Annotated in this window: 24 protein-coding genes; 11 read left to right on the forward strand and 13 right to left on the reverse strand. The window is 68.8% G+C overall.

Features of this window, described 5'->3' with window-relative positions; translation table 11 throughout:
- Positions 1-3: 3 nt before the first annotated feature.
- Together ACZ7OI_RS02355 and pknB are read left to right on the forward strand one after the other, a co-directional pair.
- Positions 4-1257 carry a serine/threonine-protein kinase gene (locus ACZ7OI_RS02355; RefSeq protein WP_470262433.1) on the forward strand — a complete coding sequence of 418 codons (1254 nt, stop codon included), beginning with the start codon at positions 4-6 and terminating at the stop codon, positions 1255-1257.
- Positions 1254-3236, forward strand: coding sequence for a Stk1 family PASTA domain-containing Ser/Thr kinase (gene pknB / locus ACZ7OI_RS02360; RefSeq protein WP_470263422.1), 1983 nt, complete (start codon positions 1254-1256; stop codon positions 3234-3236). The genes ACZ7OI_RS02355 and pknB overlap by 4 nt, the downstream gene beginning before the upstream one ends.
- 63 nt (positions 3237-3299) lie before the next feature.
- On the opposite strand, the gene ACZ7OI_RS02365 is transcribed toward pknB, so the two are convergent.
- The 4 genes from ACZ7OI_RS02365 to ACZ7OI_RS02380 all read right to left on the reverse strand — a co-directional run bounded on the left by ACZ7OI_RS02365 (position 3300) and on the right by ACZ7OI_RS02380 (position 6015).
- Positions 3300-3629: an effector-associated constant component EACC1 gene (locus ACZ7OI_RS02365; RefSeq protein ID WP_470262434.1), complete on the reverse strand. Its 330-nt coding sequence runs from the start codon at positions 3627-3629 to the stop codon at positions 3300-3302.
- 291 nt (positions 3630-3920) lie between these two features.
- Positions 3921-4565 carry a hypothetical protein gene (locus ACZ7OI_RS02370; protein ID WP_470262435.1) on the reverse strand — a complete coding sequence of 215 codons (645 nt, stop codon included), beginning with the start codon at positions 4563-4565 and terminating at the stop codon, positions 3921-3923.
- The gene (locus ACZ7OI_RS02375; RefSeq protein ID WP_470263423.1) at positions 4553-5356 is read right to left on the reverse strand and encodes an ATP-binding cassette domain-containing protein; all 804 of its coding nucleotides are present in this window, start codon (positions 5354-5356) and stop codon (positions 4553-4555) included. Before ACZ7OI_RS02375 ends, ACZ7OI_RS02370 begins: the two co-directional genes overlap by 13 nt.
- A gap of 14 nt (positions 5357-5370) precedes the next feature.
- Entirely contained in the window at positions 5371-6015 is a 645-nt protein-coding gene (locus ACZ7OI_RS02380) for an aminodeoxychorismate/anthranilate synthase component II (protein ID WP_470262436.1), read from the reverse strand.
- 110 nt (positions 6016-6125) lie between these two features.
- On the opposite strand from ACZ7OI_RS02380, the gene ACZ7OI_RS02385 reads away from it, so the two are divergent.
- Positions 6126-7442 carry an FAD-dependent oxidoreductase gene (locus ACZ7OI_RS02385; protein WP_470263424.1) on the forward strand — a complete coding sequence of 439 codons (1317 nt, stop codon included), beginning with the start codon at positions 6126-6128 and terminating at the stop codon, positions 7440-7442.
- 1 nt (position 7443) lies between these two features.
- On the opposite strand, the gene ACZ7OI_RS02390 is transcribed toward ACZ7OI_RS02385, so the two are convergent.
- Positions 7444-8340: an NADP-dependent oxidoreductase gene (locus ACZ7OI_RS02390; RefSeq protein ID WP_470262437.1), complete on the reverse strand. Its 897-nt coding sequence runs from the start codon at positions 8338-8340 to the stop codon at positions 7444-7446.
- Between the two features lie 62 nt (positions 8341-8402).
- Here ACZ7OI_RS02390 and ACZ7OI_RS02395 point away from each other — a divergent pair, with 62 nt between their 5' ends.
- A complete protein-coding gene (locus ACZ7OI_RS02395; protein WP_470262438.1) occupies positions 8403-8996 on the forward strand; it encodes a TetR/AcrR family transcriptional regulator in 594 nt (197 codons plus the stop codon).
- Here the strand turns inward: ACZ7OI_RS02395 and ACZ7OI_RS02400 are convergent.
- Both ACZ7OI_RS02400 and ACZ7OI_RS02405 read right to left on the reverse strand, forming a co-directional pair.
- Complete coding sequence (locus ACZ7OI_RS02400) at positions 8989-9645, reverse strand: response regulator transcription factor (RefSeq protein WP_344282293.1); 657 nt, start codon at positions 9643-9645, stop codon at positions 8989-8991. The two genes, ACZ7OI_RS02395 and ACZ7OI_RS02400, sit on opposite strands and share 8 nt — an antisense overlap.
- Positions 9585-11408, reverse strand: a complete 1824-nt coding sequence (locus ACZ7OI_RS02405) for a sensor histidine kinase (RefSeq protein WP_470262439.1) — start codon at positions 11406-11408, stop codon at positions 9585-9587. The genes ACZ7OI_RS02400 and ACZ7OI_RS02405 overlap by 61 nt, the downstream gene beginning before the upstream one ends.
- A 168-nt stretch (positions 11409-11576) precedes the next feature.
- Here ACZ7OI_RS02405 and ACZ7OI_RS02410 point away from each other — a divergent pair, with 168 nt between their 5' ends.
- The 3 genes from ACZ7OI_RS02410 (at position 11577) to ACZ7OI_RS02420 (ending at position 13497) form a co-directional block, all read left to right on the forward strand.
- Entirely contained in the window at positions 11577-12293 is a 717-nt protein-coding gene (locus ACZ7OI_RS02410; RefSeq protein ID WP_470262440.1) for an ABC transporter ATP-binding protein, read from the forward strand.
- Positions 12293-13018 (forward strand): ABC transporter permease, encoded by a 726-nt coding sequence (locus ACZ7OI_RS02415; RefSeq protein WP_470262441.1) that lies wholly within the window; start codon positions 12293-12295, stop codon positions 13016-13018. The genes ACZ7OI_RS02410 and ACZ7OI_RS02415 overlap by 1 nt, the downstream gene beginning before the upstream one ends.
- Positions 13019-13110: 92 nt before the next feature.
- Positions 13111-13497 (forward strand): SCO5389 family protein, encoded by a 387-nt coding sequence (locus tag ACZ7OI_RS02420; RefSeq protein ID WP_470262442.1) that lies wholly within the window; start codon positions 13111-13113, stop codon positions 13495-13497.
- 45 nt (positions 13498-13542) lie between these two features.
- Here the strand turns inward: ACZ7OI_RS02420 and ACZ7OI_RS02425 are convergent, their stop codons facing one another.
- Positions 13543-14916 carry an FAD-dependent oxidoreductase gene (locus tag ACZ7OI_RS02425; protein WP_470262443.1) on the reverse strand — a complete coding sequence of 458 codons (1374 nt, stop codon included), beginning with the start codon at positions 14914-14916 and terminating at the stop codon, positions 13543-13545.
- 68 nt (positions 14917-14984) lie between these two features.
- On the opposite strand from ACZ7OI_RS02425, the gene ACZ7OI_RS02430 reads away from it, so the two are divergent.
- Positions 14985-15605 carry a PadR family transcriptional regulator gene (locus tag ACZ7OI_RS02430; RefSeq protein WP_470262444.1) on the forward strand — a complete coding sequence of 207 codons (621 nt, stop codon included), beginning with the start codon at positions 14985-14987 and terminating at the stop codon, positions 15603-15605.
- On the opposite strand, the gene ACZ7OI_RS02435 is transcribed toward ACZ7OI_RS02430, so the two are convergent.
- The 3 genes from ACZ7OI_RS02435 to ACZ7OI_RS02445 are packed head-to-tail and all read right to left on the reverse strand — an operon-like array spanning position 15602 to position 17678.
- Positions 15602-16597, reverse strand: coding sequence for an LLM class flavin-dependent oxidoreductase (locus ACZ7OI_RS02435; RefSeq protein ID WP_470262445.1), 996 nt, complete (start codon positions 16595-16597; stop codon positions 15602-15604). The genes ACZ7OI_RS02430 and ACZ7OI_RS02435 overlap by 4 nt on opposite strands.
- Positions 16567-16725 (reverse strand): hypothetical protein, encoded by a 159-nt coding sequence (locus ACZ7OI_RS02440; protein ID WP_093572273.1) that lies wholly within the window; start codon positions 16723-16725, stop codon positions 16567-16569. The genes ACZ7OI_RS02435 and ACZ7OI_RS02440 overlap by 31 nt, the downstream gene beginning before the upstream one ends.
- Positions 16725-17678, reverse strand: coding sequence for a class E sortase (locus tag ACZ7OI_RS02445; RefSeq protein ID WP_470262446.1), 954 nt, complete (start codon positions 17676-17678; stop codon positions 16725-16727). The genes ACZ7OI_RS02440 and ACZ7OI_RS02445 overlap by 1 nt, the downstream gene beginning before the upstream one ends.
- Positions 17679-18356: 678 nt before the next feature.
- Between ACZ7OI_RS02445 and crgA the strand changes: the two genes are divergently transcribed.
- Positions 18357-18623 carry a cell division protein CrgA gene (gene crgA, locus ACZ7OI_RS02450; RefSeq protein WP_101436684.1) on the forward strand — a complete coding sequence of 89 codons (267 nt, stop codon included), beginning with the start codon at positions 18357-18359 and terminating at the stop codon, positions 18621-18623.
- A gap of 85 nt (positions 18624-18708) precedes the next feature.
- Positions 18709-19137, forward strand: a complete 429-nt coding sequence (locus ACZ7OI_RS02455) for a PH domain-containing protein (protein ID WP_470262447.1) — start codon at positions 18709-18711, stop codon at positions 19135-19137.
- On the opposite strand, the gene ACZ7OI_RS02460 is transcribed toward ACZ7OI_RS02455, so the two are convergent.
- Positions 19123-20085, reverse strand: a complete 963-nt coding sequence (locus ACZ7OI_RS02460; protein ID WP_470262448.1) for a rhomboid family intramembrane serine protease — start codon at positions 20083-20085, stop codon at positions 19123-19125. The genes ACZ7OI_RS02455 and ACZ7OI_RS02460 overlap by 15 nt on opposite strands.
- Positions 20086-20128: 43 nt before the next feature.
- Positions 20129-20653, reverse strand: coding sequence for a peptidylprolyl isomerase (locus ACZ7OI_RS02465; RefSeq protein WP_470262449.1), 525 nt, complete (start codon positions 20651-20653; stop codon positions 20129-20131).
- A 206-nt stretch (positions 20654-20859) separates the two neighbouring features.
- Here ACZ7OI_RS02465 and ACZ7OI_RS02470 point away from each other — a divergent pair, with 206 nt between their 5' ends.
- Positions 20860-21495 (forward strand): hypothetical protein, encoded by a 636-nt coding sequence (locus tag ACZ7OI_RS02470; RefSeq protein ID WP_470262450.1) that lies wholly within the window; start codon positions 20860-20862, stop codon positions 21493-21495.
- The last annotated feature ends 46 nt before the right edge of the window (positions 21496-21541 follow it).

Below are 21541 nucleotides of genomic sequence, written 5' to 3' on the forward strand. Positions count from 1 at the left end.
CAGATGCTGTCCTCGGGTCAGCTGCTGGCCGAGCGCTACAAGCTGACGAACCGGATCGCCGTCGGCGGGATGGGCGAGGTCTGGCAGGCGAGCGACACCCGGCTCGACCGGATCGTCGCGGTGAAGGTGCTGAAGGCCGAACTGTCCGGCGACGCCGAATTCCTGCACCGGTTCCGCACCGAAGCGCGGATGACCGCGTCGCTCAACCACGCCGGAATCGCCGCGGTGCACGACTACGGCGAGACGGTCAACGAGGATTTGTCCATCGCGTACCTGGTGATGGAGTACGTGGAGGGCGATCCGCTGGCGGGCATCCTCGCCAAGCACGGGCGGCTCACCGCGGACTACACCCTCGACCTGCTCGAGCAAGCGGGCATCGCGCTGCAGGCCGCGCACGAGCAGGGCCTCGTGCACCGCGACGTGAAACCGGGCAACATCCTGGTCACCCCGGCGGGCAAGGTGAAGATCACCGACTTCGGCGTGGCCAAGGCCGCCGACGCGGCACCGGTCACCCGTTCCGGCATGGTCATGGGCACGGCGCATTACATCGCGCCGGAGCAGGCGCTCGGCCAGGACGCGGAACCGGCCAGCGACGTCTATTCGCTCGCCGTGTGCGGGTACGAATGCCTCGCCGGGCACCGGCCGTTCCTGTCCGAGAACGCGGTGACAGTCGCGATGATGCACATCCGCGACGTCCCGCCGCCGCTGCCGCCGGACGTGCCGCCGGGCGCGCGGGCGGTCATCGAGGCGACGCTCGTCAAGGACCCCCGCCAGCGGTACGCGAGCGGCGGAGAGTTCGCCGGCGCGATCGCCGCGGTCCGGGCCGGACGCCCGCTGCCCACCCCGCTCGGCCTGGTGAACGCCGCCTACGCGGCGGGGCAAGCCCCAGTGCCGCCGGTTCCGCCCCCAGTGCCGCAGGCGGGCGCCGGCGCGCCGATCGGGCCCAGTTCCAATCCGGCGTTCCGGCCGCTGTCGGCTCCGCCGGGCCCGCCGGTACAGCCGGTCCCGCCGGCCCCGCCGCCGAGGCGGAACCAATGGGGCTGGTGGGTGCTGCTCGCGGTGGTCGTCGTGGTGGTCTTGGTGGCCGTGGCGTTCCTGATCGCGAGAGTGGTGTCGCCCGGCAACGGCGGGACGCCGCGAAGCGTGGACAGCGGGAGCGGACCGACCTCAGCCACCCCGGCCGGTACGAGCGAGGCCCAGGGCCTGCAAGGCATGATGACCACACCTTGGACGGAATGGAACGGCACGAAGCGATGACGACACCCAGACTGCTCTCCAATCGGTACGAGCTGGGCGACACGCTCGGGTACGGCGGTATGTCCGAGGTCCACCACGGGCACGACGTGCGGCTGGGCCGGGAAGTCGCGATCAAGGTCCTGCGCGCGGACCTCGCCCGCGATCCGCAGTTCCAGGAGCGGTTCCGGCGCGAGGCGCAGAACGCCGCCGCGCTGAACCACCCCGCGATCGTCGCCGTGTACGACACCGGCGAGGCGAACACCGACGTCGGGCCGCTGCCCTACATCGTGATGGAGTACGTCGAAGGCCGGACGCTGCGCGACATCGTCAAGACCGAGGGCCCGCTGTCGCAGAAGCGCGCGATGGAGGTCATGGCCGACGTCTGCGCCGCGCTCGACTTCTCGCACCGGCACGGCATCGTGCACCGCGACGTGAAGCCGGCGAACGTGATGATCACGAAGAACGGCGCCGTCAAGGTGATGGACTTCGGCATCGCGCGCGCCATGCACGACGGCCAGTCCGCGATGACGCAGACCGCGGCCGTCATCGGCACCGCCCAGTACCTCTCGCCGGAGCAGGCGCGCGGCGAGTCGGTGGACGCCCGCTCGGACGTCTACGCGGCGGGCTGTGTGCTGTACGAACTGGTCACCGGCGAGCCGCCGTTCACCGGCGATTCCCCGGTGGCGGTGGCGTATCAGCACGTGCGGGAGGACCCGAACCCGCCGTCGTCGGTGAACCCGGCGGTGTCGCCGGAGCTGGACGCGGTCGTGCTGAAGGCGCTGGCCAAGGGCCCGGCGAACCGGTACCAGTCGGCCGCCGAGATGCGCTCGGACCTGGTCCGGACGCTGTCCGGGCAGCGGCCGTCGGCCCCCATGGTGATGTCGGACGACGAGCGCACCCAGGTGATGAACGCCGACCGCCGCCAGCCGGTGGCCTACGACGACTACGCCGACGAGCCGGAAGAGGACCCGCGGGCCAAGCGCCGCCGCCGGATCATCTTCGGGGTGATCGCCGCGCTGCTCGTGGCGGGCGTGGTGCTGCTGATCTTCTGGCTGAGCGGATCGTTCCGCGCCAAGTCCGAGAACGCGCAGATCCCGCCGGTGGTCAACTCGCCGGTGCTGCAGGCGAAGGCGCAGCTGCAGCAGGTGGGCTTCTCGTCGTTCGCGCCGAACAAGACGGTGGTGTGCGGTCCCGAGGCGAACAACCCCGGCGGCCAGACCTGCACCGAGGACCAGATCGACAAGGTCATCGCGATCGACCCGCAGGTCGGCGCGTCGGTGCCGACCACGTCCACGATCACCCTCACCATCGGCGTGAAGCCGGGCAGCACGACGGTGCCGGACCTGCAAGGCAAGTCGGCGGACGAGGCGAAGTCGGCGCTCGAGCAGGCCAAGCTGAAGCTGGGCAACACGACCTCGAAGACCGTCGACAACCCGAGCGACGTCGGCAAGGTCGTGTCGCAGAACCCGACCGCGAACTCCTCGGCCACCGAGGGCACGCCGGTGGACATCGTCGTCGGGTCGGGCGTCTCGCAGAAGAAGGTGCCGAACACGGTCGGCCAGGACTACGCGTCGGCGAAGCAGACGCTGGAGAACGCCGGTTTCCAGGTCCAGCGCAGCGACCAGAACTCGGACAAGCCGAAGGACCAGGTCATCGACCAGCAGCCCAACGGCGGCAACCTGCCCCCGAACAGCACGGTGAAGCTGACCGTGTCGTCCGGTCCGCAGCAGATCCAGATGCCGGACCTGACCGGGATGACCCAGGACCAGGCGACGCAGAAGCTGCAGAGCGTGGGCTGGTCGGGCAGCATCCAGACGCAGACCACGCACAGCGGCAGCGCGCAGCCGAACACCGTGGTGAAGCAGAACCCGCCGGCCGGAACCCAGATCAGCCCGAACCAGACGATCATGCTGACGATCAAGGCCGATGACGGCAGCGGCTCGACGACGTCGAGCTCCGGCGGCATCTTCCCCCCGGGCGGGATCCACAACAACGGCTGATCCGCTCGTAACGGAGGGCCCGCACGGTGCGCACCGTGCGGGCCCTTTTTTCGCGCCGGCCGATCAGTCTTGGTCGAGGAAACTCCGCACGCTGGCAAGCACCTCGTCTACGTCGTGCCCGCCGCCGCAGTCGACGTCCAGCTCCTCTACGGCCCCGGAGCGCTTCACCGTGAGCGACACCTGCCGCCCGTCGCGCTGCCCGCGCAACCAGCCGAAAAGGGACCGGCAGAAGGTGCCCGCCGACCGGCTGCTCACCATCACGACGACGCCGCTTCCGGGCCCGGCGAGCCGCACCCGGCCGGCGAGTTCATCCTCGGCGCCGAGCCAGGAAACCAGCTGCTGCAACTCGTCCGCGGAGCCGTCCACGCTGATCGCGGCGATCCCTGCCGTCACGGATGCTCCCCTCCCGGGCCGAACAGACGGCGCGAGGGTAACCGACTCGCTGCCTAATCTGGAACCCCCAAATCGGCATTTGCCGAATGCAATTTGCGAATTACAGTGCGTGCGGTCGCCGGAAATGCTGCTTGACCAGGGCGGATACGCACATTACCGCACCAAGTGACAGGCGGTCGAAATCGCTGAATTCGCTGTCCGGTGAGAGGTGGATGCCCCAGCCAGCCGGATCGAACAAAGGGGGGAATATTCCAAACTGTGCGGTGCCCGAGTGGTTTGCGTCGAAGAGATTCAAGACCGGCGTGCCGAGACCGCGCCGACCACAATCATGCTCGCCGCCAGCAGCACCACCGACATGCCAATCGCCAACCCCAGCGGGCCGCCATACGGAGTGCCGCTCATGAGCGCCTCCAGCAGCGGATGCACCAGCGGAACCCATTTCCCCAGCAACACCACGCCAAGCACGACAACCGCCGCGAGCACCGTCCACCCGATACGCGACACCAGCAGCCGCGAGCACGGCAGGCCAATCGCGATGCCGACCAGAGCGCACGCCAGATGCGTCGCCAGTCCAGCACTGACGATCTGCCAATGCAGCTGATTCCGATGCGTCCCGGCCCACGCGACGGTCACCAGCGTGCTCACCAAGGTGCAGCCGAAAACCGTAAGCACCGCGCCGCCAATGGTTGTGCGGTTTCCTCCAGCATGGTTGAGGGTGATCAAGCGCTGCACCGGGTCCTCAATGTCCAGCAACGCGATCGTGAGCCAGCACCCGAGTACGAGAATCCCCGCGCCGCTCACGCCGAACAACGGAAGCACTGGCGAACTCGGGTCTGCGTAAAGGATCGAGCACAACGCGAGGTACGCGAGCCCAGCTGGCAGGTACCGCTGCGAATGTCCCAGCAGCGCCAGGTAGTAGCGGCTCACTGCGAGCACGGCGCCACCTCCCGCACCGACCAGCCGCCGGACAGAGCGCGCAGCAGTACGGCGTCGGCGTGTTCGGCATCGACCGTCAGGACCACGCCGCCCGCCTGGTCGGCGACCGTGTGCACGCCGGGTTCGGCGGACCAGTTGTCGACGCTCGACGAAACCGGCAGCAGCGTGATCCGCTTGCGCTCCGGATGGGTTTCCAGCGGCGCGATCCGGCCGGATTCGAGCCGGTACACCTCGTCGGCGTGGCCGCGCACGACGTCCGGGCGGTGGTCGGTGAACACGACGCTCGCGCCTCGGGCACGGGTTTCCGCGACCAGTTCGCCGAGCACCGCGTGCGTGCCGGCGTCGAGACCGGACCAGGGTTCGTCGAGGATCAGCAGGTCCGGCCGCACCAGCACGGCTTGGGCGAGGCCGACCTTCTGCGCGTTGCCTTTCGACAGCGTGCGCAGCTGCGCATCCGGGCTGCCGACCAGCGCGAGCCGCTTCAGCAGCGGATCGATCCCGGACAGGTCAGCCAGCCCGCGGATCCGCGCGAGATGCCGCAGGTACGCCCGCGCGCTCAGCCGCTGGCCGCCGGGGAACCGGTCCGGAAGGTAGCCGACCGCCGGGCTTCCGGCGATGTCCCCGTACGACGCTCGCGACACCCCGGCGAGGATCCGCAGCAGGGTCGATTTGCCCGAGCCATTGGCGCCGAGGATGCCGACGACCTGTCCGGCGGGCACCTCGAAATCGACGTGCGTCAGAACGGGTTCGCCGCTGCCGTAACGTTTTCCGACTCCGCTGAGCCGGATCAGCGGAGTCGGCGCGGTCACGCAGTCGCGGCCTTCTGCAGGGTGCGGGTGGCCCGCTCCAGGTCGTCGACGACGGACGGCGCGACCGGGTGGCCCGCCGAGGCCATCCAGTTCGCCAGCATCCGGTGGCCGCATTCGGTGAGCACGGATTCGGGGTGGAACTGCACCCCCTCCAGCGGCAGCTCGCGGTGGCGCATGCCCATCACGATGCCGCTCTCGGTGGTCCCGGTGACCTCGAAAACGGCCGGATCGATCGTCTCCGGCAGCACGGTGAGCGAGTGATAGCGAGTGGCGGTGAACTCCTCCGGCAGCCCGGCGAGGATGCCGACTCCGGTGTGGTGCACCCGGCTGGTCTTGCCGTGCAGCAGCTCGTCCGCGCGGTCGACGGTGGCTCCGAAGTGCACGCCCAGGGCCTGGTGGCCGAGGCAGACGCCCAGCATCGGCGTGCGCGTCTCGGCGCATTTCGCGATCACTTCGATGCTCTGACCCGCACGTTCCGGCGTTCCCGGGCCCGGGGAGACGAGCACCGCGTCGAATTCCGGCACGCGGTCCAGGTCGACGACGTCGTTGCGCCACACCGTGCAGTCGGCGCCGAGCTGCGCCAGGTACTGGACGAGGTTGTAGACGAAGCTGTCGTAGTTGTCGACGACGAGAACGCGCATGCCGCCAGCTTAGCGGCTCCCACCTGCTGGACCGTACGCCAGATCACAGTGATTGTTAGGATCACCTAACTTACCGTGGACCGGTGAGCCGAATCCTTCGTGTCGCCGTCGTGGGCGCCGGTCCCGCCGGCATCTACGCCGCCGACCTGCTGGACAAGTCCGACGCGAGCGTCGAGATCGACCTGTTCGAGCGCATGCCAGCGCCGTTCGGGCTGATCCGCTACGGCGTCGCGCCCGACCACCCGCGCATCAAGGGCATCGTCAACGCCCTGCACAAGGTGCTCGACCGGCCGAACATCCGGCTGCTCGGCAACGTCGACTACGGCACCGACCTGAAGCTCGACGACCTGCGCGAGTTCTACGACGCGGTCATCTTCGCGACCGGCGCGATGGCCGACCGCGCGCTCGATCTCCCCGGCATCGACCTCGACGGCAGCCACGGCGCCGCCGACTTCGTGTCCTGGTACGACGGCCACCCGGACGTGCCGCGCACCTGGCCGCTCACCGCGTCCTCGGTCGCGGTGCTCGGCGTCGGCAACGTCGCGCTTGACGTGGCGCGCGTGCTCGCCAAGACCGCCGACGAACTGTTGCCGACCGACATCCCGGCGAACGTCTACGAGGGTTTGAAGGCCAGCCCGGTCACCGACGTGCACGTGTTCGGCCGCCGCGGTCCGGCGCAGGCGAAGTTCTCGCCGCTGGAACTGCGCGAACTGGACCATTCGCCGAACGTCGAGGTGATCGTGCACCCCGAGGACATGGAGTTCGACGCGGCGAGCGTCGCCGAACTGCGGTCCTCCAAGCAGACCGACATGGTCGTGAAGACGCTGCAGGAATGGGCGATCCGCGACGAGGGCACCCGTCCGCGACGGCTGCACCTGCACTTCTTCCACTCGCCGGTCGAGGTGCTCGGCGAGGACGGCAAGGTCGTCGGCCTGCGCACCGAACGCACCGAGTACCGCGACGGCAAGGTCGTCGGCACCGGCGAGTTCCACGACTGGGACGTGCAGGCGGTGTACCGCGCGGTCGGGTACCTGTCGTCGCATCTGCCGGAAATCCCGTTCGACCACACCGCTGGCGTGATCCCGAACCAGGGCGGCCGCGTGCTGGACCTGGACGAGAACCAGGTCCCCGGCGTGTACGTGACCGGCTGGATCAAGCGCGGCCCGGTCGGCCTGATCGGGCACACGAAGGGCGACGCGGCCGAGACCGTCGCGAACCTGCTGGCCGACGCGGACACGCTCGCCGCGCCTCGGCATTCGTCGCCGGACGCGATCCTGGACTTCCTTGCCGCGCGCGGGATTTCGTTCACCACCTGGGAAGGGTGGGGCAAGCTCGACGCGCACGAGAAGTCGCTCGGCGAGGCCGAGGGACGCGAGCGGGTGAAGGTCGTGGAGCGGGACGAAATGGTGCGGGTTTCGCGCGACTGAGTCAGTTCAGGTAGACGATCTTCCCGCGGGCGTGCCTGCTCTCGCTCAGCTCGTGCGCGGCCGCGGCTTCGCTCAGCGGGAAGGTCGCTGCGACGGGGATCTTTAAGCGCCCTTCCTCGGCGAGTTTTACTGCTGTGGCAAGGCCATGTACTGCCAACGGATCCGCGCCGGGGATCGCGGCGCTGTGCGAGAAGTGCACGCCGTGCTGCGGCGCGGTGGCGTCGGTGATCGTGACGACCCGTGCGGGGTCTCCGGCGATCTCGATCAGGTCCGGCAATGCTCCCCCGGCGCAGTCGAAGACCGCGTCGACGCTGCGGACTCGATCGACCAAGCCCGGGCCGTATGTCGTCGGCTCGGCACCGAGGGAACGCAGGAAATCGTGGTTGCGTGGGCTCGCCGTGCCGATAACGGTGGCACCGCGGGCTACTGCCAGCTGAACGGCGACCGTGCCGACCCCGCCCGCCGCGCCGTGCACCAGGATCGTTTCGCCAGGAAGCTGATCCAACACCCGGGTCGCGGTTTCGATCGCGCCCGCGGCACCGCCTGCCTCAGCCCAGCTCCACGCGTCCGGTTTGGCTGCCCAGTGCACCAGAACGGCGTATTCGGCGTTGGCTCCGCGGCGATTCGCGTCGGTCATCCCGAAGACGTGCGCACCGGGCTCGATCCCGGCCACTCCGTCGCCGACCTCGTCCACCACTCCCGCAGCGTCGTACCCGGTCCGGAACGGGAAGGTCACCGGTATTTTGCGCGCACCGGACCGGATGGCGGTTTCGCCCGCGGAAAACCCGGACGCGCGCACGGAAATGCGAATCTCTCCCGGTCCGGCGTGCGGTTCGGCAACATCGGCGACGTGCACGACGCTCGGCGGGCCATACTGGGAAAACTGGACTGCTTTCATGCATCCGAAGGTATTCCAGCAGGTCAGCGGCACAGCCGGAAGTGAGAGGGGTGGCGGCCGAAGTGAGACGGACCGACGCCTCCCACAACCACGTCCGCATTCTCGCTGCGTCCCGGGTGGCTTTCACCGTCCGCGGATACGGCGTACCGATGCGGGAGATCGCGCGGCAAGCCGAGGTGAGCGTCGCGACGGTTTATCGGCATTTTCCGTCCAAAGACGCGCTGATAGCCGAAGCGTTCGCCGAGGAACTGGCGTTGTGCTCGTCGATCGTCGAGGAGGGCCTAGCCGCGGCTGATCCGTGGCAGGGTTTCGTCCTGGTGCTGGAGAAGCTCACCGAGGTACATGCCCGCGAGCAGGGCTTCCGCGCATTCGTCGCACAACTGCCGCGACGGCTCGACTTCGCCGCCGACCGCGCCCGCACGCTGCGGCTGCTGCTCGAACTCCTCCGCCGGGCGAAGGAAACCGGCGATCTGCGTCCGGATTTCGAGCTGGAAGACCTCGTGCTGGCGTTGGTCGCGAACGAGGGGATCCGGGTGGAACCGGCTTCCGCACGGGTCGCGGCGGTGCGACGGTTCACGGCGTTGCTGATCCAGTCGTTCCGGGCCCATCCGGATGCCGAACCGCTCCCGCCCGCGGTGCGGGTGCCGATCAGCTAGAACCGAGGAATTTCAGCACGGCCAGCACCCGTCGATTCGTGTCGTCCGACGCGGAAATCCCGAGTTTGGCGAAGATATTCGCGGTGTGTTTGCCGACCGCGCCTTCGCTGAAGTGCAACCGGCTGGCGATCGCGGCGTTCGAACAGCCTTCCGCCATCAAACCGAGCACCTCGCGTTCTCGCGGAGTCAAGGCCGCCAACGGGTCGGAAGCGTTGCCAGCCACCAGTTTCGCGATCACTTCCGGGTCCATCGCGGTCCCGCCCGCAGCGACCCGGCGAACCGCGTCAATGAATTGCTCGGCGTTGAATACCCGATCCTTCAACAGATAGCCGACCGCGCCGGTGCCGTCCGCCAGCAGTTCGCGCGCGTACAGCTGCTCGACGTGTTGCGACAGCACGAGAATCGGCAACCCCGGCGTCTCCCGGCGAGCGGCGAGAGCGACCTGCAAACCCTCGTCCGTGTTAGTCGGCGGCATTCGTACGTCCACAATGGACACATCAGGCCGGTGTTCCCGGAGCGCGGCGGCGAGTTCGGGCCCGGAGCCGACGGCCGCGACGACGTCGAAGCCGTGCGCGGCGAGCAGGTGGGTCAGACCGTCTCGGAGGAGGTACTGGTCTTCGGCGACGACGGTCCGGGGTCGAGCTGGCACGGCACCTCCACAATCGCCTCCGTCGGGCCGCCCGGCGGGCTGGTCAGCGCCAACCTACCGGCGAATCCCGACAGCCTCCGCTCAATCCCGCGCAAACCCGTGCCGCGCGCGGCGTCGGCACCGCCCCTGCCGTCGTCGGTGACCGTGGCGCGCAGCAATCCGTCGAGGTACTCCAGCGCGACGGTCGCCCGCCGAGCCTCGCCGTGTTTCGCCGCGTTGCCGAGCAATTCGCACACCGCGAAGTACGCGCAAGCCTCCGCCGGCTGTTCGAGCCGCCCCGGCACCGACGCCGTGACCTCCACTTTCAACGGACTGTCCAACGCCGCCGCCCGCACCGCGTCGACCAGTCCACGCTCCGACAACACCGGCGGATGAATGCCGCGCACCAGCGACCGCAGCTCGGTGAGCGCCTCCGACGACGCCTCCCGCAACTCCGCGGCCAGCTGTTTCGCCTTGTCCGGATCGTGGTCGATCAACGCTTCCACCGCGCCGAGCTTCATCCCCATCGCGACGAGCCGGGACTGGATGCCGTCATGCAGGTCCCGCTCGATCCGCCGCAGCTCAGCGGCCTGCGCGACGTTGACCTCGACCCGGGTCTGGTCCAGCCGGTGCACGCGCTGCGCCAGCCGGTGCACGCGCTGCGCCAGCCGGGACGCTTCGGTCGGACCGAGCAGCCACCGTCCGAGTTTCGCCTGCCACCTGGCGAGCCACGGCGTCGGCAGCAATCCGGCGAACACCGCCGCCAACGTCACGGGCGTCATCGCGAACGCGCCTCCGGTGCTGGTCACCGCGGGCAGCCCGACCATCTCGAACCAGCCGTGCTGGCCAGTGATCCACAACGCGACCAGGCCGTAAATCCCCCAGAAGACCAGCGCCGCCGACGGCACCCACAACACCGGCGTCACCACCGGCAACACCACCGCGGCGGCCATGTCCCGCCAGGTCGCACGGTCGTGGAGCACCCAATGGATCCGGGCGCGCAGCATCGGCCACCACGGTTCCTCGTACAGCTGCTTGCCGAACTGGTACAGCCCGTCGCCGCGCGGCACCGGCAGCGCGGGCGGCGGCAAGTACGGCTGGGCGATTCGCACGCCGGTCCAGCGCTCGGCTTCGCGGCGGAAAGTGTCGGTGACCGCGCGGCTGGCCAGCGTGAGAGTCGGAAACACCACCACCGCGCCGGTCAGCACGATGATCTGGGCGACCGCTATGCCCAGCTGTGCCAGGGAAATCGCCCACAGCCCGAGCTGATACCCGAGCGTCTCGAACCGGCGGCTGAGCCAGCGCTTCCCGCGCGGCACGTGCGGGCCAAGCCAGTACCCGGTCCACCGGGCGTACCCGCGCAGCGCGATCGGCCCGGCGACCAGCGAAAACACCGCGAAAGCCAGCGCGACCAGCGGGTTCAGCAGCTGCCAGCCCAACTCGCGGCCGGTCGCCGGATCCTCCATGATCCACGTGAAACGTCGATTCCAGCGGATCCACCACGCGCGCCGGTAGAGCTGGGTGCCGTCGCGATACCAGCCGTCGCGCTCGCGTTCCGGCTCCGGCGGCTCCGGCCGGTACGGGCTCGGAATCTCCCGCCCGGTCCACCGGCCGACCAGCTCCCGGGTGCGCCGCGACCGAACGCGCGCGAGTTCCACCGCTGGGGAGAAGAAGAGCACGAGGCCGACGCACAACAACGCGAACGCGATCAGTTCGAGCAGAACGTCGACCCAGCTCACCACCGCGAGCCCGGCGAGTGCCCACGCGCGCCGCACCGACGTCATGGCCACCCCCTTTCACGCCCCAGTCTCGCCGCTCCGGCCGCGTCGGACCCTGGCCGCAGCTCCCGGACCGGGGTGGCCCTAGCCCCACCCCGGCACCCGCAAAACCCCACCTCAACTGGGGTTTCCGGCTCATTCTGCCGGACCTCGGGCGCTTCTAGCGTCGTTCGCATGCCACTCATCGAAGTTTCCGAACTCCGCAAGGCCTACGCGGGCCGGGTCGCGGTCGACGGGGTCTCCTTCTCCGTCGAACGCGGCGAGATCTTCGGCATTCTCGGCACGAACGGGGCAGGCAAGACCACCACAGTCGAATGTCTCCAGGGCCTGCGTTCGCCCGACTCCGGCACGATTTCCGTACTGGGCCTGGACCCGGCGCGCGACGCCGCCGAACTGCGCCGCCGCGTCGGCACCCAGCTGCAGGACGCTCGTCTGCCGGAGAAACTGCGGGTCCGCGAAGCTCTCGCGCTGTTCGCGTCCTTCTACCCGAACCCGGCCGACATCGACGTCCTGCTGACCCAACTCGGCCTCGACACCCACCGCGACATCGCCTTCGGCAAACTCTCCGGCGGTCTCCGGCAACGGCTGTCCATCGCACTCGCCCTGGTCGGCAACCCCGAACTGGCCATCCTCGACGAGCTGACCACCGGCCTCGACCCGCACGCCCGGCAAGAAACCTGGCAACTGGTCGAGAACGTGCGCGCTTCCGGCGTGACGGTCGTGCTGGTCACCCACTTCATGGACGAGGCGCAACGGCTGTGCGACCGCCTGGTCCTGCTCGACCACGGCCGCGTCATCGCCAGCGGCACCCCCGCCGAACTCCTCGCCAACACCGGTCAGCCCACCCTGCGCGACGCATTCGTCGCTCTCACCTCTCGAGGAGTTCTCTGATGCGCACTTTGCTTGCCACCGAAGCGAAACTGTTCCTGCGCACGCCGCTGTGGGCGATCCTGGGCGTCTGCCTGCCGACCGCGATCCTGCTGGGCGTCGGCTCGATCTCCGGCATGCGGGAGCCAAGCCCGGTCACCGGCGGCTACCGATTTGTCGACCTGTGGGTGCCGTCGCTGGTCGTGATCTCGCTGGCGATGCTGGGCCTGCAGGTCATCCCCGCCGCCGTCGCCACCTACCGCGAGCACGGCATTCTGCGCCGCCTCGCCACCACCCCGGTGCCGCCCGCGTATCTCCTGCTCGCCCAGGTGCTGATCCACGCCGCCGTCGCGCTGGCCGGGGTGGCGCTGATGCTTGTCACCGCCAGAATCGCCTTCGATGTGCCGATTCCTCGCCACCCCGGGCTCTTCCTGCTGGCCCTGCTGCTGGGCCTGGTCTCGGTCTTCGCGCTGGGCCTGATCGCCGCGTCCCTCGCCCGCACCGGCAAAGCCGCGGGCGGACTGGCGATGATCGCGTTCTTCCCCATCATGTTCCTCGGCGGCGTCTACCTGCCGCGCCCGCTGCTGCCAGCGGTGATCCAGAAAATCGGCGCTTACATCCCGCCGGGCACCCAACCGCTGCAAGACGCCTGGGTCGGAGACGGCGGGCAGCCGCTGCAGTTCGTCGCCTTGGCCGCCTTCGCGCTGGGCGGAACGGTGCTCGCCGTGCGGCTGTTCCGGTGGGAGTGATCCACCAAAGTGGTGATGAAACTCGTTTTCTCTTGTGGCCGGGTCCGGCGGGCCGGTAGCTCTGAGGGGTACCGCTGACCATGGAGGTTGTCTTGTCCTTGGACGTATCGCCCGCGCTGCTGGAAAAGGCCGAACGCGGGGAAGTCTCCGACGCCGAGTTCGTGGCCTGCGTGCGGGAATCGCTGCCGTACGCGTGGGAGGTCATCACCGGAGTGATCGCGGAAGCAGACACCGCCGCGGACGGATTCGCGGACAACGAAACCCCGCCGCCGAGCGAGGCCGAACGCGGCCAGCTCCTGCGCGCGCTGGCCTCGGACGCGATCCGGGGCGGGCTGGAGCGGCATTTCGGGGTCAAGCTGGCATTCCAGAACTGCCACCGGGTGGCGGTGTTCCGGGCGGCGGAAGGGGATCGGTACCAAGCGTTCGTTTCGCCGCGAGGGCAGTTGCTGAACCAGAGCCCTGAGCTGCGGGACTGCTAGCCAACGCTGCCTCGGGGTTTGCCCGCCGCCGGGCAAACCCCGAGTTCAGTCCTCGTCTTCGCGGCCGGCGCCGCGGAAGTTCATCTCCGAAGCGATCACCTTGCGTTTGACCGGGGCGACCCGGTCCATCACCCGCATCGCCGTGCGCATGCCGGCCCGGGCGAACGCGCCGCCGACGCCGGCCTTGTGCAGGATCGAGCGGCCGTCCATCTGGGCCCGCGATTTGACGACCGCGTCCCAGGCGTAGCGGGCCATCTTGGTCTCGTACTCGTGCACCGCCGCCAGCAGGGAAACCTCGCCGCGGGCGGCCTTGGCCAAAGTGCGCGTGAGCAGGCGGGCGTCCCGCAGCGCCGTGTTGGCTCCGACGCCGCGGCCCGGCGTCATGGTGTGCATGGCGTCGCCGATCAGCGTCACGGTGCTGGTCTTCCATTCAGGGATCGGCTCGGACGTCCGGATCGTCAGCGGGAAACTGCTGCCCGGGTCGCCGAGCGCGAAGATCCGCCGGAAATCCGGATGCCAGTCCTTGGTCAGGTCCAGCACCACCTGCTGGATCTCCTTGCCGCGCAAGCGAGTCACGTCGTCCGGCAGCCAGGTGTCGGCCGCCGCGAAGCCCCACATGATGTAGTCGCGGCTGTTGTCGTAAAGCAGACCGGGCCAGTTCTTGATCAGTTCGGCATCCGTGGCTCCGATGCCGTTCTTGACCTCGCCGTCGTCGTCCCACTTGAACTGCATGACGTGGAAGACGCACATGCACCCCTTGCCGCCGTGCACCAGGCTGACGCCGCGCAGCATCTTTTCCGGGAGCAGCGCGCGGGTCTCGGACGTGAGCGGGGTCTTGCCGGTGATGCCGATCAGACCGGTGTCGACCAGCTTGGCCTGCGGCAGGTATTGCTTGCGCACCACTGAGTTCGTGCCCTCCGCGCCGATCAGCAGGTCACCGGTCGCCGAGCTGCCGTCGGTGAGGAAGGCGGTGACCCGGCCGTCCGGGGCGTACTCGTAGCGCGAGAACGTTTTGCCGAAGACGACAACGTCCTCGACCCCGGTCAGCAGCACCTGCCGCAAGGTCATCCGGCTGACCGACTCGTCCTGGTCCTCCTCCGGCGGCAGATCCCCCGGCTTCAGGTCCGACGGGGAGGAGGAGAACAGGAACTTCTTGTCCTTGGTCATCTGGTTGCCGTAGATCGGCCGCAACGCGCAGGTGGCGAGAAAGGTCCGGTACAGCTCCGGGCTCAGGTTGTCCCTCAGGGCGCGCTTGCCGTCGGCGTCGATGCCGACCCGGTAGCCCTGCAACCCGTCGCGACGGGCGCGGTCGCGTTCGTAGACCGTGACGCTGATGCCGGCCCGCTTGAGGCCCTGGGCCAGGCACAGGCCCCCAGTGCCCGCGCCGATGACGATCACGTGAAAAGACGAATTGTTCATAGTGTTATGGATACTAGTGTTAGTAACTCTAGTCAACCGGCAACGGAACGTTCGGCTAGTCTGTGCCCGTGACCAGCAAGTACCGGCGTTCGCCGCTGGCCCTTGCCGTGCTCGCGCTGCTCGCCGAGCGGCCGCTGCATCCCTACGGTGTGCTGGCGATGCTCAAAGAGCGAGGCAAGGGCGAGGTGATCAACATCAGCCAGCGCGCCACGGTGTACAAAACCGTCGCGCGACTGGCCGACGCGGGACTGATCGCGGTGCGGCAGACCGAGCGCGACCAGCAATACCCGGAACGGACTCTGTACGAGCTGACCGGAGAAGGCCGCGCGGTGCTGGACGAATGGCTGGCCGAAATGCTCGCCGGCGGCGACCGCGAGTACCCGGAATTCCCGGCCGCGCTGTCGTTCCTGATGCTGCTGACCCCGGACGAAGCACTCCGCCTGCTGACCCGGCGGCGCGACCAGGTGACCGCGCGCGCCGCCGAACTGGAAGCCGAGTTGGCCGAGACCGCCGCGATGCCGGAATTCCCGCAGGTGGCTGTCGTGGAGATGCGCTACCTGCACGCGATGGCAGCGGCGGAAGCGGCCTGGTTGAGCCAGACCATCGACGATCTGGCGAGCAAACGGCTCGACTGGGAAGCGGCGCAGCTGGCCGCGTACGCCGAGGCGCACCTGCCGGCGATCGACTAGCCCCGCAGCGCGGGCACCACCTCAGCGCCGATCCGCGCGATATTCGCCAGCGTCCCCTCCACCGTGCCGGACGCCTCCACGAACATGATCACGTGGGAAACCCCCGTGCGCCGGACGCTCGTCCGCAGAGTCTCGACACAATGCCCGACCGGGCCGACCGGATGGATCGCGCACAGTTTTTCGGTGTACTCCCCAGGATCCCGAGCCGGACCAGGCCGATCGTCCACCGGCACGTGGGCGGCCAAGCCATCCGACAACCACCCGGGCAACGCGCGACGCACCACCGCACCGGCATCGTCGCCGACCTGGCACAGCACGGTCGACACGTGGGACGCCGGTTTGCCGTAAGCAGCAACAGTTGCCGCCTTCTCCGCATCATCCGCGTGCAGACCCAGTAACAACGGCAACTCTCGTTCGGCAGCTAGCCGGACGGCGGAGGAAGCAGGTCCGCCGCAGGCCACCACCACTTGCAGGGATCGTTGCGGAGCAGGGCGCAACGCAACCTCGCGGAAGGCGAAATGCGAACCGCTGGCCGAGACCCGACCAGTCGCAGCGGTCAGCAAAACATCCAGCGACTCGGCGAAACCCGTTTCGTAGCGCGGCAATCCGGTGCCGAACACCTCCAGGTCCTGCCACGGCCCACCCCGTCCGACGCCCAACCGCAGGCGACCGTCGGAGAGGGCGTCGAGCATTGACCACTGTTCCGCCAACGCGACCGGATGCGTCGTGGACAGCACGCTCACCGCCGTGCCAACGCAGATCCGCGACGTCTGACCGAGCACGTGCGCGGCAAGCGTGATCGCCGACGGGCACACGCCATACGGCATGAAGTGGTGCTCGGCCAGCCACACGTCATCGAAACCGGCAGCCTCGGCCGCGGCGGCGGCACAGACCGTACGCCGCAGGACGGCGGCGTCGTCCTGGCCCGGGAAGCGGCCCGAGACCAGGAAGACGCCGAACCTCAGTTGTTCACCGACACGTTGTTGAACCACAGCAACGGGTCCAGCCACGGGAACACCACGAACATCAGCAGCGCCACGATTCCGAGCACCAGCACGAGCGCGATGGCGAACTTCACCGCGAACGGACCGGGCAGATGCCGCCAGAGCCAGCCGTACATCAGGAACCGACTCCGATCTTCTTCAGCAGCGTCGTGTAATCCGGCACCTGCGTCTTCGGCACCTGGCGGGTCAGCACGGAGGTGATGATCAGCCGCTCCTTCGCCGAGAACTGCGGGTGGCACGTGGTGAGCGTGAGCAGCGAAGCCTGCTGCGCCTTCGGCAACGCGTCAGCCGGCTTGTACGGCACGGCGTTCACCGCGTCGCCCTGGCTCGGCTGGACGACCTTGCGGCCGAACGTCTCGTCGTACGGTCCGCCGCCGGGAATGCTCGCATTGCGCAGCGTCGAGACGCCCTTGCACTCCGGCTGCGCGCCCTTGCCGCTGCTCCAGCCCTTGATCTCGTCGTCGTAGGGCAGCACCTGGTAGATGAAGAAATCGGAGTGCGTTTCGATGACGATCTGGTCGCAGGAGCTCAGGTTGTCCAGGTCGTTGAACGGCGCGCCCTTGCCGACGCGGTGCCCGGCGATGCCGAAGTTGCCCGGTTCGCCCGGCAGCGCGGTGCCCTTGTAGTGGCCGGGGCCGACGGCCAGCGAATCCTCGCCGGTGCCTTCCTGGATGGTGAAGTTGAAGTCCGCGCCGAACGACGGGATGTGGATCCGCGCGAACGCCTTGCCGTCGATCAGCTCGGGGTGCAGCGTGCGGTCCTTCTGCCAGTCGCCGTCGAGCTGGTCGCTCGCGGTGTGCTGTTTCTCCGCGGAGAACAGGTCGGTGACCCAGACCTCGTAGACCATGAACAGCAGCACGACGACGCCGAGCGTGATGAAGATTTCGCCCGCGGTGCGGATCGCGATTCCGCCCTTGCCCAGCGGCGGCGGGGTTTTCTTGGCCTTCTTCTTGTCGTCCTCGTCGGCGACGGCCACCGCGGAGAACACCTCGGTCGGCTGCTCCGCGAATTCCGGCCCGGTCATCCGCCGGGACGGATCCGGGGCCGCGGCGCCCACCCGGCGAGGCATCTGACGGCCTTCTTCCGGCTGACGGCGGGGATCTCCGCCGCGGGGACGTCGGCCAGGGTCTCCTGACGGGGGACGATCGGCGCGGAACTCTCCGGTACGGCCGCCTGCCGCACGCGGGTCGGCCGGCCGTCGTTCGCCGCGCGGCGGGGTGCCTTCGGCGCGCCGGGGCTGTCCGGCGCCGCGAGGATCCGCTCCGCCGAAATCACCGCCGCGGGGGTCACCCTCGCGGGGCCTGCCCTGGCCCGCTCGCCCTTGCCCAGGCCGGTTTTCGCCGCCGCCCTGGACCGGTCCGCCCCGGTCGATCGGCGTGCGCTGTTCGGGTGATCTCCGACCCGGATCGCCGGCCACTCTTCGCCGCGGCGGCGTCTCCCCGGACTGCCTTCTCGGCGGCGGGGGCTGTCGGCGGACCGGGCGGTCAGGTCCCGTGCCGGGGCGGCGGTCGTCCTCGCCCGGCCAATCTTGCGGCGTCACGCCAGCTCCTCCCGCGCCCGGCCGGAGCCCTCCTCGGCACTCCAGGTGGCGCTATTGTCACAGTCTGAGAACCCGACCGCTCCCGCCCGGTGCTGCGGAGCCGTCCTTTACGTTAACGTGTGCACGTGGCGCTGGTTGCGCACCCCGACAGCGGGACCTCGTCCAGGATGCCGCCACCAGGAATGCCCGAGAGCACGCGAGGAAACGATGCCGAAGTCGAAGGTCCGCAAGAAGACCGCGTACACCCCGCCTGTCGACCGCCGCACCCCGGTGAAGGTCCAGGCCGCGGGACCGTCGAACCTGTTCTACAAGATCGTCATGTTCGGCCTCATGCTCCTCGGGCTGGTGTGGCTGGTCGTGAACTACATCGCGGGCGACAAAGTTTCGTTCCTCAGCCAGCTCGGAAACTGGAATTTCGCCATCGGATTCGCCGCGATGATCGCCGGCCTTCTGATGACGATGCGGTGGCGCTGACCATCCGCCGGATCAGCATTGCTCCGGTCGGCCGATTGACACCGAATCACACCGGTGTGACTCATCCCCAGTGTGGATAACCCCTGTGGATAACCACCCGGCCTCGTGGGCTCCGCGCCGAAACCTCGTGGTAGTGGCGTGGGGCCTGACCACGCTGTTGCTGGTCGGAACCGTCCTGGACGCGACCTTCGGCGACGGCAAGGGCGCGGTGCTCACCGGCCTCGCCACGCTGGCCGTCGGCGCGTTCGCGGTCCATTGGACGCTCGTACGGCCGCGTCTGGCCGCGGATCTGGACGGTTTGCGCGCCCGCACGCTCAACGGCACGCACCGGCTCCCCTGGGCCGGCACGACGGTCCGGCTGCGCAGCACGCGCCGCCTCGGCCGCGACAGCGTGACGCTCGAGCTGGAGCACGACGATCAGCTCTTCATTTTCGGGCAGACCGACCTCGGCGAGGATCCTCGCGACGTGCTGGACGTGCTCACCGAGCTGCGGGCCCGGTCAGCTGGAGCTTGACGGCCTGCAGCCGTAATAGGTCTGGCCCTGAGACTGGTGGAAACTGCAGTCCACCGTGGGGATCTGCGTGGCTCGCCAGCCGATCAGCCCGGCGAGCGCGACCGTGACGATGACGGTGCCGATCGCCTGCCACCGGACCAGGTTCCGGGCAGGCGCGTAAAGCATCGCGGCCGTCACCAGTGCCCCGGTGACGAGGCCGCCCGCGTGCGCATAGAGCGAGATGCCTGGGATAGCGAAGGTGACGTAGGCGTTGATCACCAGGTTGACGAGCAGCGCGCTGGGATTCAGCCGAAGCTTCAGCACGATGACCGCGTAGCTGCCGAGCAGCCCGAAGATCGCGCCGGACGCCCCTGCGGTGCCGCCGTCGATGTCCTGGAAGAGCAGCACCGCGGTGGAAGCGCCGAGCATCGACACGAAGTAGAGCGCCAAGTACCGGATCTTGCCGAAGACCTGCTCCAGCGCACGGCCCATCATCCACAGCGAGAAGGCGTTCGCCGCGATGTGAATGGGCCCGTAGTGCAGGAAACCCGACGTGAAGATCCGCCACCATTCGCCGCCGCCGAGAGTGGCCGAGGGCCATAGGACCCCCGCCTGCTCGACGGGGGCGAAGCGGTTGTCGAACAGGCTCTTCGCCTGGATGACGGTGATCAGGAAGATCACCACGTTCACCGCGATCAGCGTGGCGGTGACGGTGTAGGAATTCGACAGCCGGGCCCCCGCGATCGTGCGAGAACCCATCCCGGCGTTGCGGTACTGCCGTTGCTGCTGCTTCTGCTGTTGCGCCCCGGTCTGCACGCAGTCGGTGCACTGGAATCCCACCGGGGCTTCGCGCAGGCAGTCCGGGCAGGCCGGACGCCCGCAGCGGGCACAGCTGAGGCCGGTCTGGCGGTTCGGATGCCACCAGCAACCGGGAAGAGACGGCGCGGACGGGTTCGGCGGTTGGCTCACGATGACTCCAACCTACCGAAACCCCGTCCCTGCCTGCGGCTCGTCAGTCTTCGACGGTGATCTTCTCGATGACCACGTCGGACAGCGGGCGGTCCGCCGGACCGGTCGCGGCCGTCGCGATGGCATCGACGACGTTGCGGGAGTCCTGGTCCGCGACCTCGCCGAAGATCGTGTGCCGGAAGTTCAGGTGCGAGGTCGGCGCGACGGTGATGAAGAACTGCGAGCCGTTGGTGCCCGGCCCGGCGTTCGCCATGGCCAGCAGGTACGGCTTGGAGAACTGCAGCTCCGGGTGGAACTCGTCGCCGAACTTGTAGCCGGGGCCGCCGCGGCCGGTGCCCGTCGGGTCACCGCCCTGGATCATGAAGCCGTCGATGACCCGGTGGAAGATCGAGCCGTCGTAGAACGGACCGGAGTTGCCGCCCTTCGCGTTCGGCTGGGTGTACTCCTTGGAGCCGGTGGCCAGCCCCACGAAGTTCGCCACGGTCTTCGGCGCGTGGTCGGGCAGCAGGTTCACGTGGATGTCACCCTGGTTGGTGTGCAGGGTGGCCTTGCGGGCGCTTTCAGTCACGCCGCCATCGTGCCACCCCTTCGCACAAATGGGGGGTTCAGGGGGCTGTCCCGGCCCGTCGCGCTGGACGTCGTCCCAGGAAGAAGGCACTTTCTTGAGGTTTCCGAGCCGCCTCGAACGGGAAGCCGCAGCGGTGCGGGCGGAAAAAGGGCAGGATAGATGTCAAGCAACAGATCTGTTTCACAACGATTGATGAGGTGAAGACCATGACCCGGGCCGTGGAATCGGTCGGTGAGTCGGCCAAGTCCGGCTCGGCGGACCTGCGGAAGCTGGTCGTCGAGGCGGGCAAGGCGGGCGCGAAGGCCGCCGAGGCCGGCGCGGAGGAGCTGGGCAAGCGGAGCCGCCGGGCCCGGCGCAAGCTGGCGAAGAAGACGGAGCTGACTCGCAAGGAGCTGAAGAAGAGCTCCGCCGCGGCGCGCAAGGAAGCGCTCGCCCGCATCGCCGAGATGAAGAAGCCGGGCCGCAAGGCCAAGAAGGCCGCGATCAAGGCGGCCGCGTCGGCCGGTGAGTCGAAGCGTCGCGGCAAGAAGGACTTCAAGGCGGCCAAGAAGGAGTTCCGCGTCGCGCTGGAGGAGGCGAAGAGCGCGGCCAAGGGCACTCGCAAGCGTCGCCGCTGGCCGTGGATCCTCGGTCTCGGCGCGGTCGCTGTCGGCACCGCCGTCGCGCTGAAGTCGCGTCAGCAGGAGCCGCCGGTCGCCCCGGCTCCGCCGAAGGCCACCCCGCCCGCTCCTCCGGCTCCGAAGCCGGCTCCGGAAGCCAAGGACGCGAAGGACGCCAAGCCGGGCGAGCCCAAGACGAACGGCAAGGCGCCGAGCACGTCGGCTGCGGAGAAGAAGAACTGAACGCGCGAAAAGGGCCCCGGGAAGTGCGTCCCGGGGCCCTTTTTCG

The organism is Amycolatopsis sp. NPDC114503, assembly GCF_055633655.1.

Bases quoted from the DNA above. Each gene is read 5' to 3' on its own strand.
- ACZ7OI_RS02415 (WP_470262441.1), top strand. From the start codon at position 12,293: ATGCGCACTTTGCTTGCCACCGAAGCGAAACTGTTCCTGCGCACGCCG.
- crgA (WP_101436684.1), top strand. From the start codon at position 18,357: ATGCCGAAGTCGAAGGTCCGCAAGAAGACCGCGTACACCCCGCCTGTC.
- pknB (WP_470263422.1), top strand. From the start codon at position 1,254: ATGACGACACCCAGACTGCTCTCCAATCGGTACGAGCTGGGCGACACG.
- ACZ7OI_RS02425 (WP_470262443.1), bottom strand. From the start codon at position 14,916: ATGAACAATTCGTCTTTTCACGTGATCGTCATCGGCGCGGGCACTGGG.
- ACZ7OI_RS02380 (WP_470262436.1), bottom strand. From the start codon at position 6,015: ATGCGCGTTCTCGTCGTCGACAACTACGACAGCTTCGTCTACAACCTC.
- ACZ7OI_RS02440 (WP_093572273.1), bottom strand. From the start codon at position 16,725: ATGTACGGCTGGCTCTGGCGGCATCTGCCCGGTCCGTTCGCGGTGAAG.
- ACZ7OI_RS02445 (WP_470262446.1), bottom strand. From the start codon at position 17,678: ATGCCTCGCCGGGTGGGCGCCGCGGCCCCGGATCCGTCCCGGCGGATG.
- ACZ7OI_RS02410 (WP_470262440.1), top strand. From the start codon at position 11,577: ATGCCACTCATCGAAGTTTCCGAACTCCGCAAGGCCTACGCGGGCCGG.
- ACZ7OI_RS02405 (WP_470262439.1), bottom strand. From the start codon at position 11,408: ATGACGTCGGTGCGGCGCGCGTGGGCACTCGCCGGGCTCGCGGTGGTG.
- ACZ7OI_RS02355 (WP_470262433.1), top strand. From the start codon at position 4: ATGCTGTCCTCGGGTCAGCTGCTGGCCGAGCGCTACAAGCTGACGAAC.
- ACZ7OI_RS02390 (WP_470262437.1), bottom strand. From the start codon at position 8,340: ATGAAAGCAGTCCAGTTTTCCCAGTATGGCCCGCCGAGCGTCGTGCAC.
- ACZ7OI_RS02470 (WP_470262450.1), top strand. From the start codon at position 20,860: ATGACCCGGGCCGTGGAATCGGTCGGTGAGTCGGCCAAGTCCGGCTCG.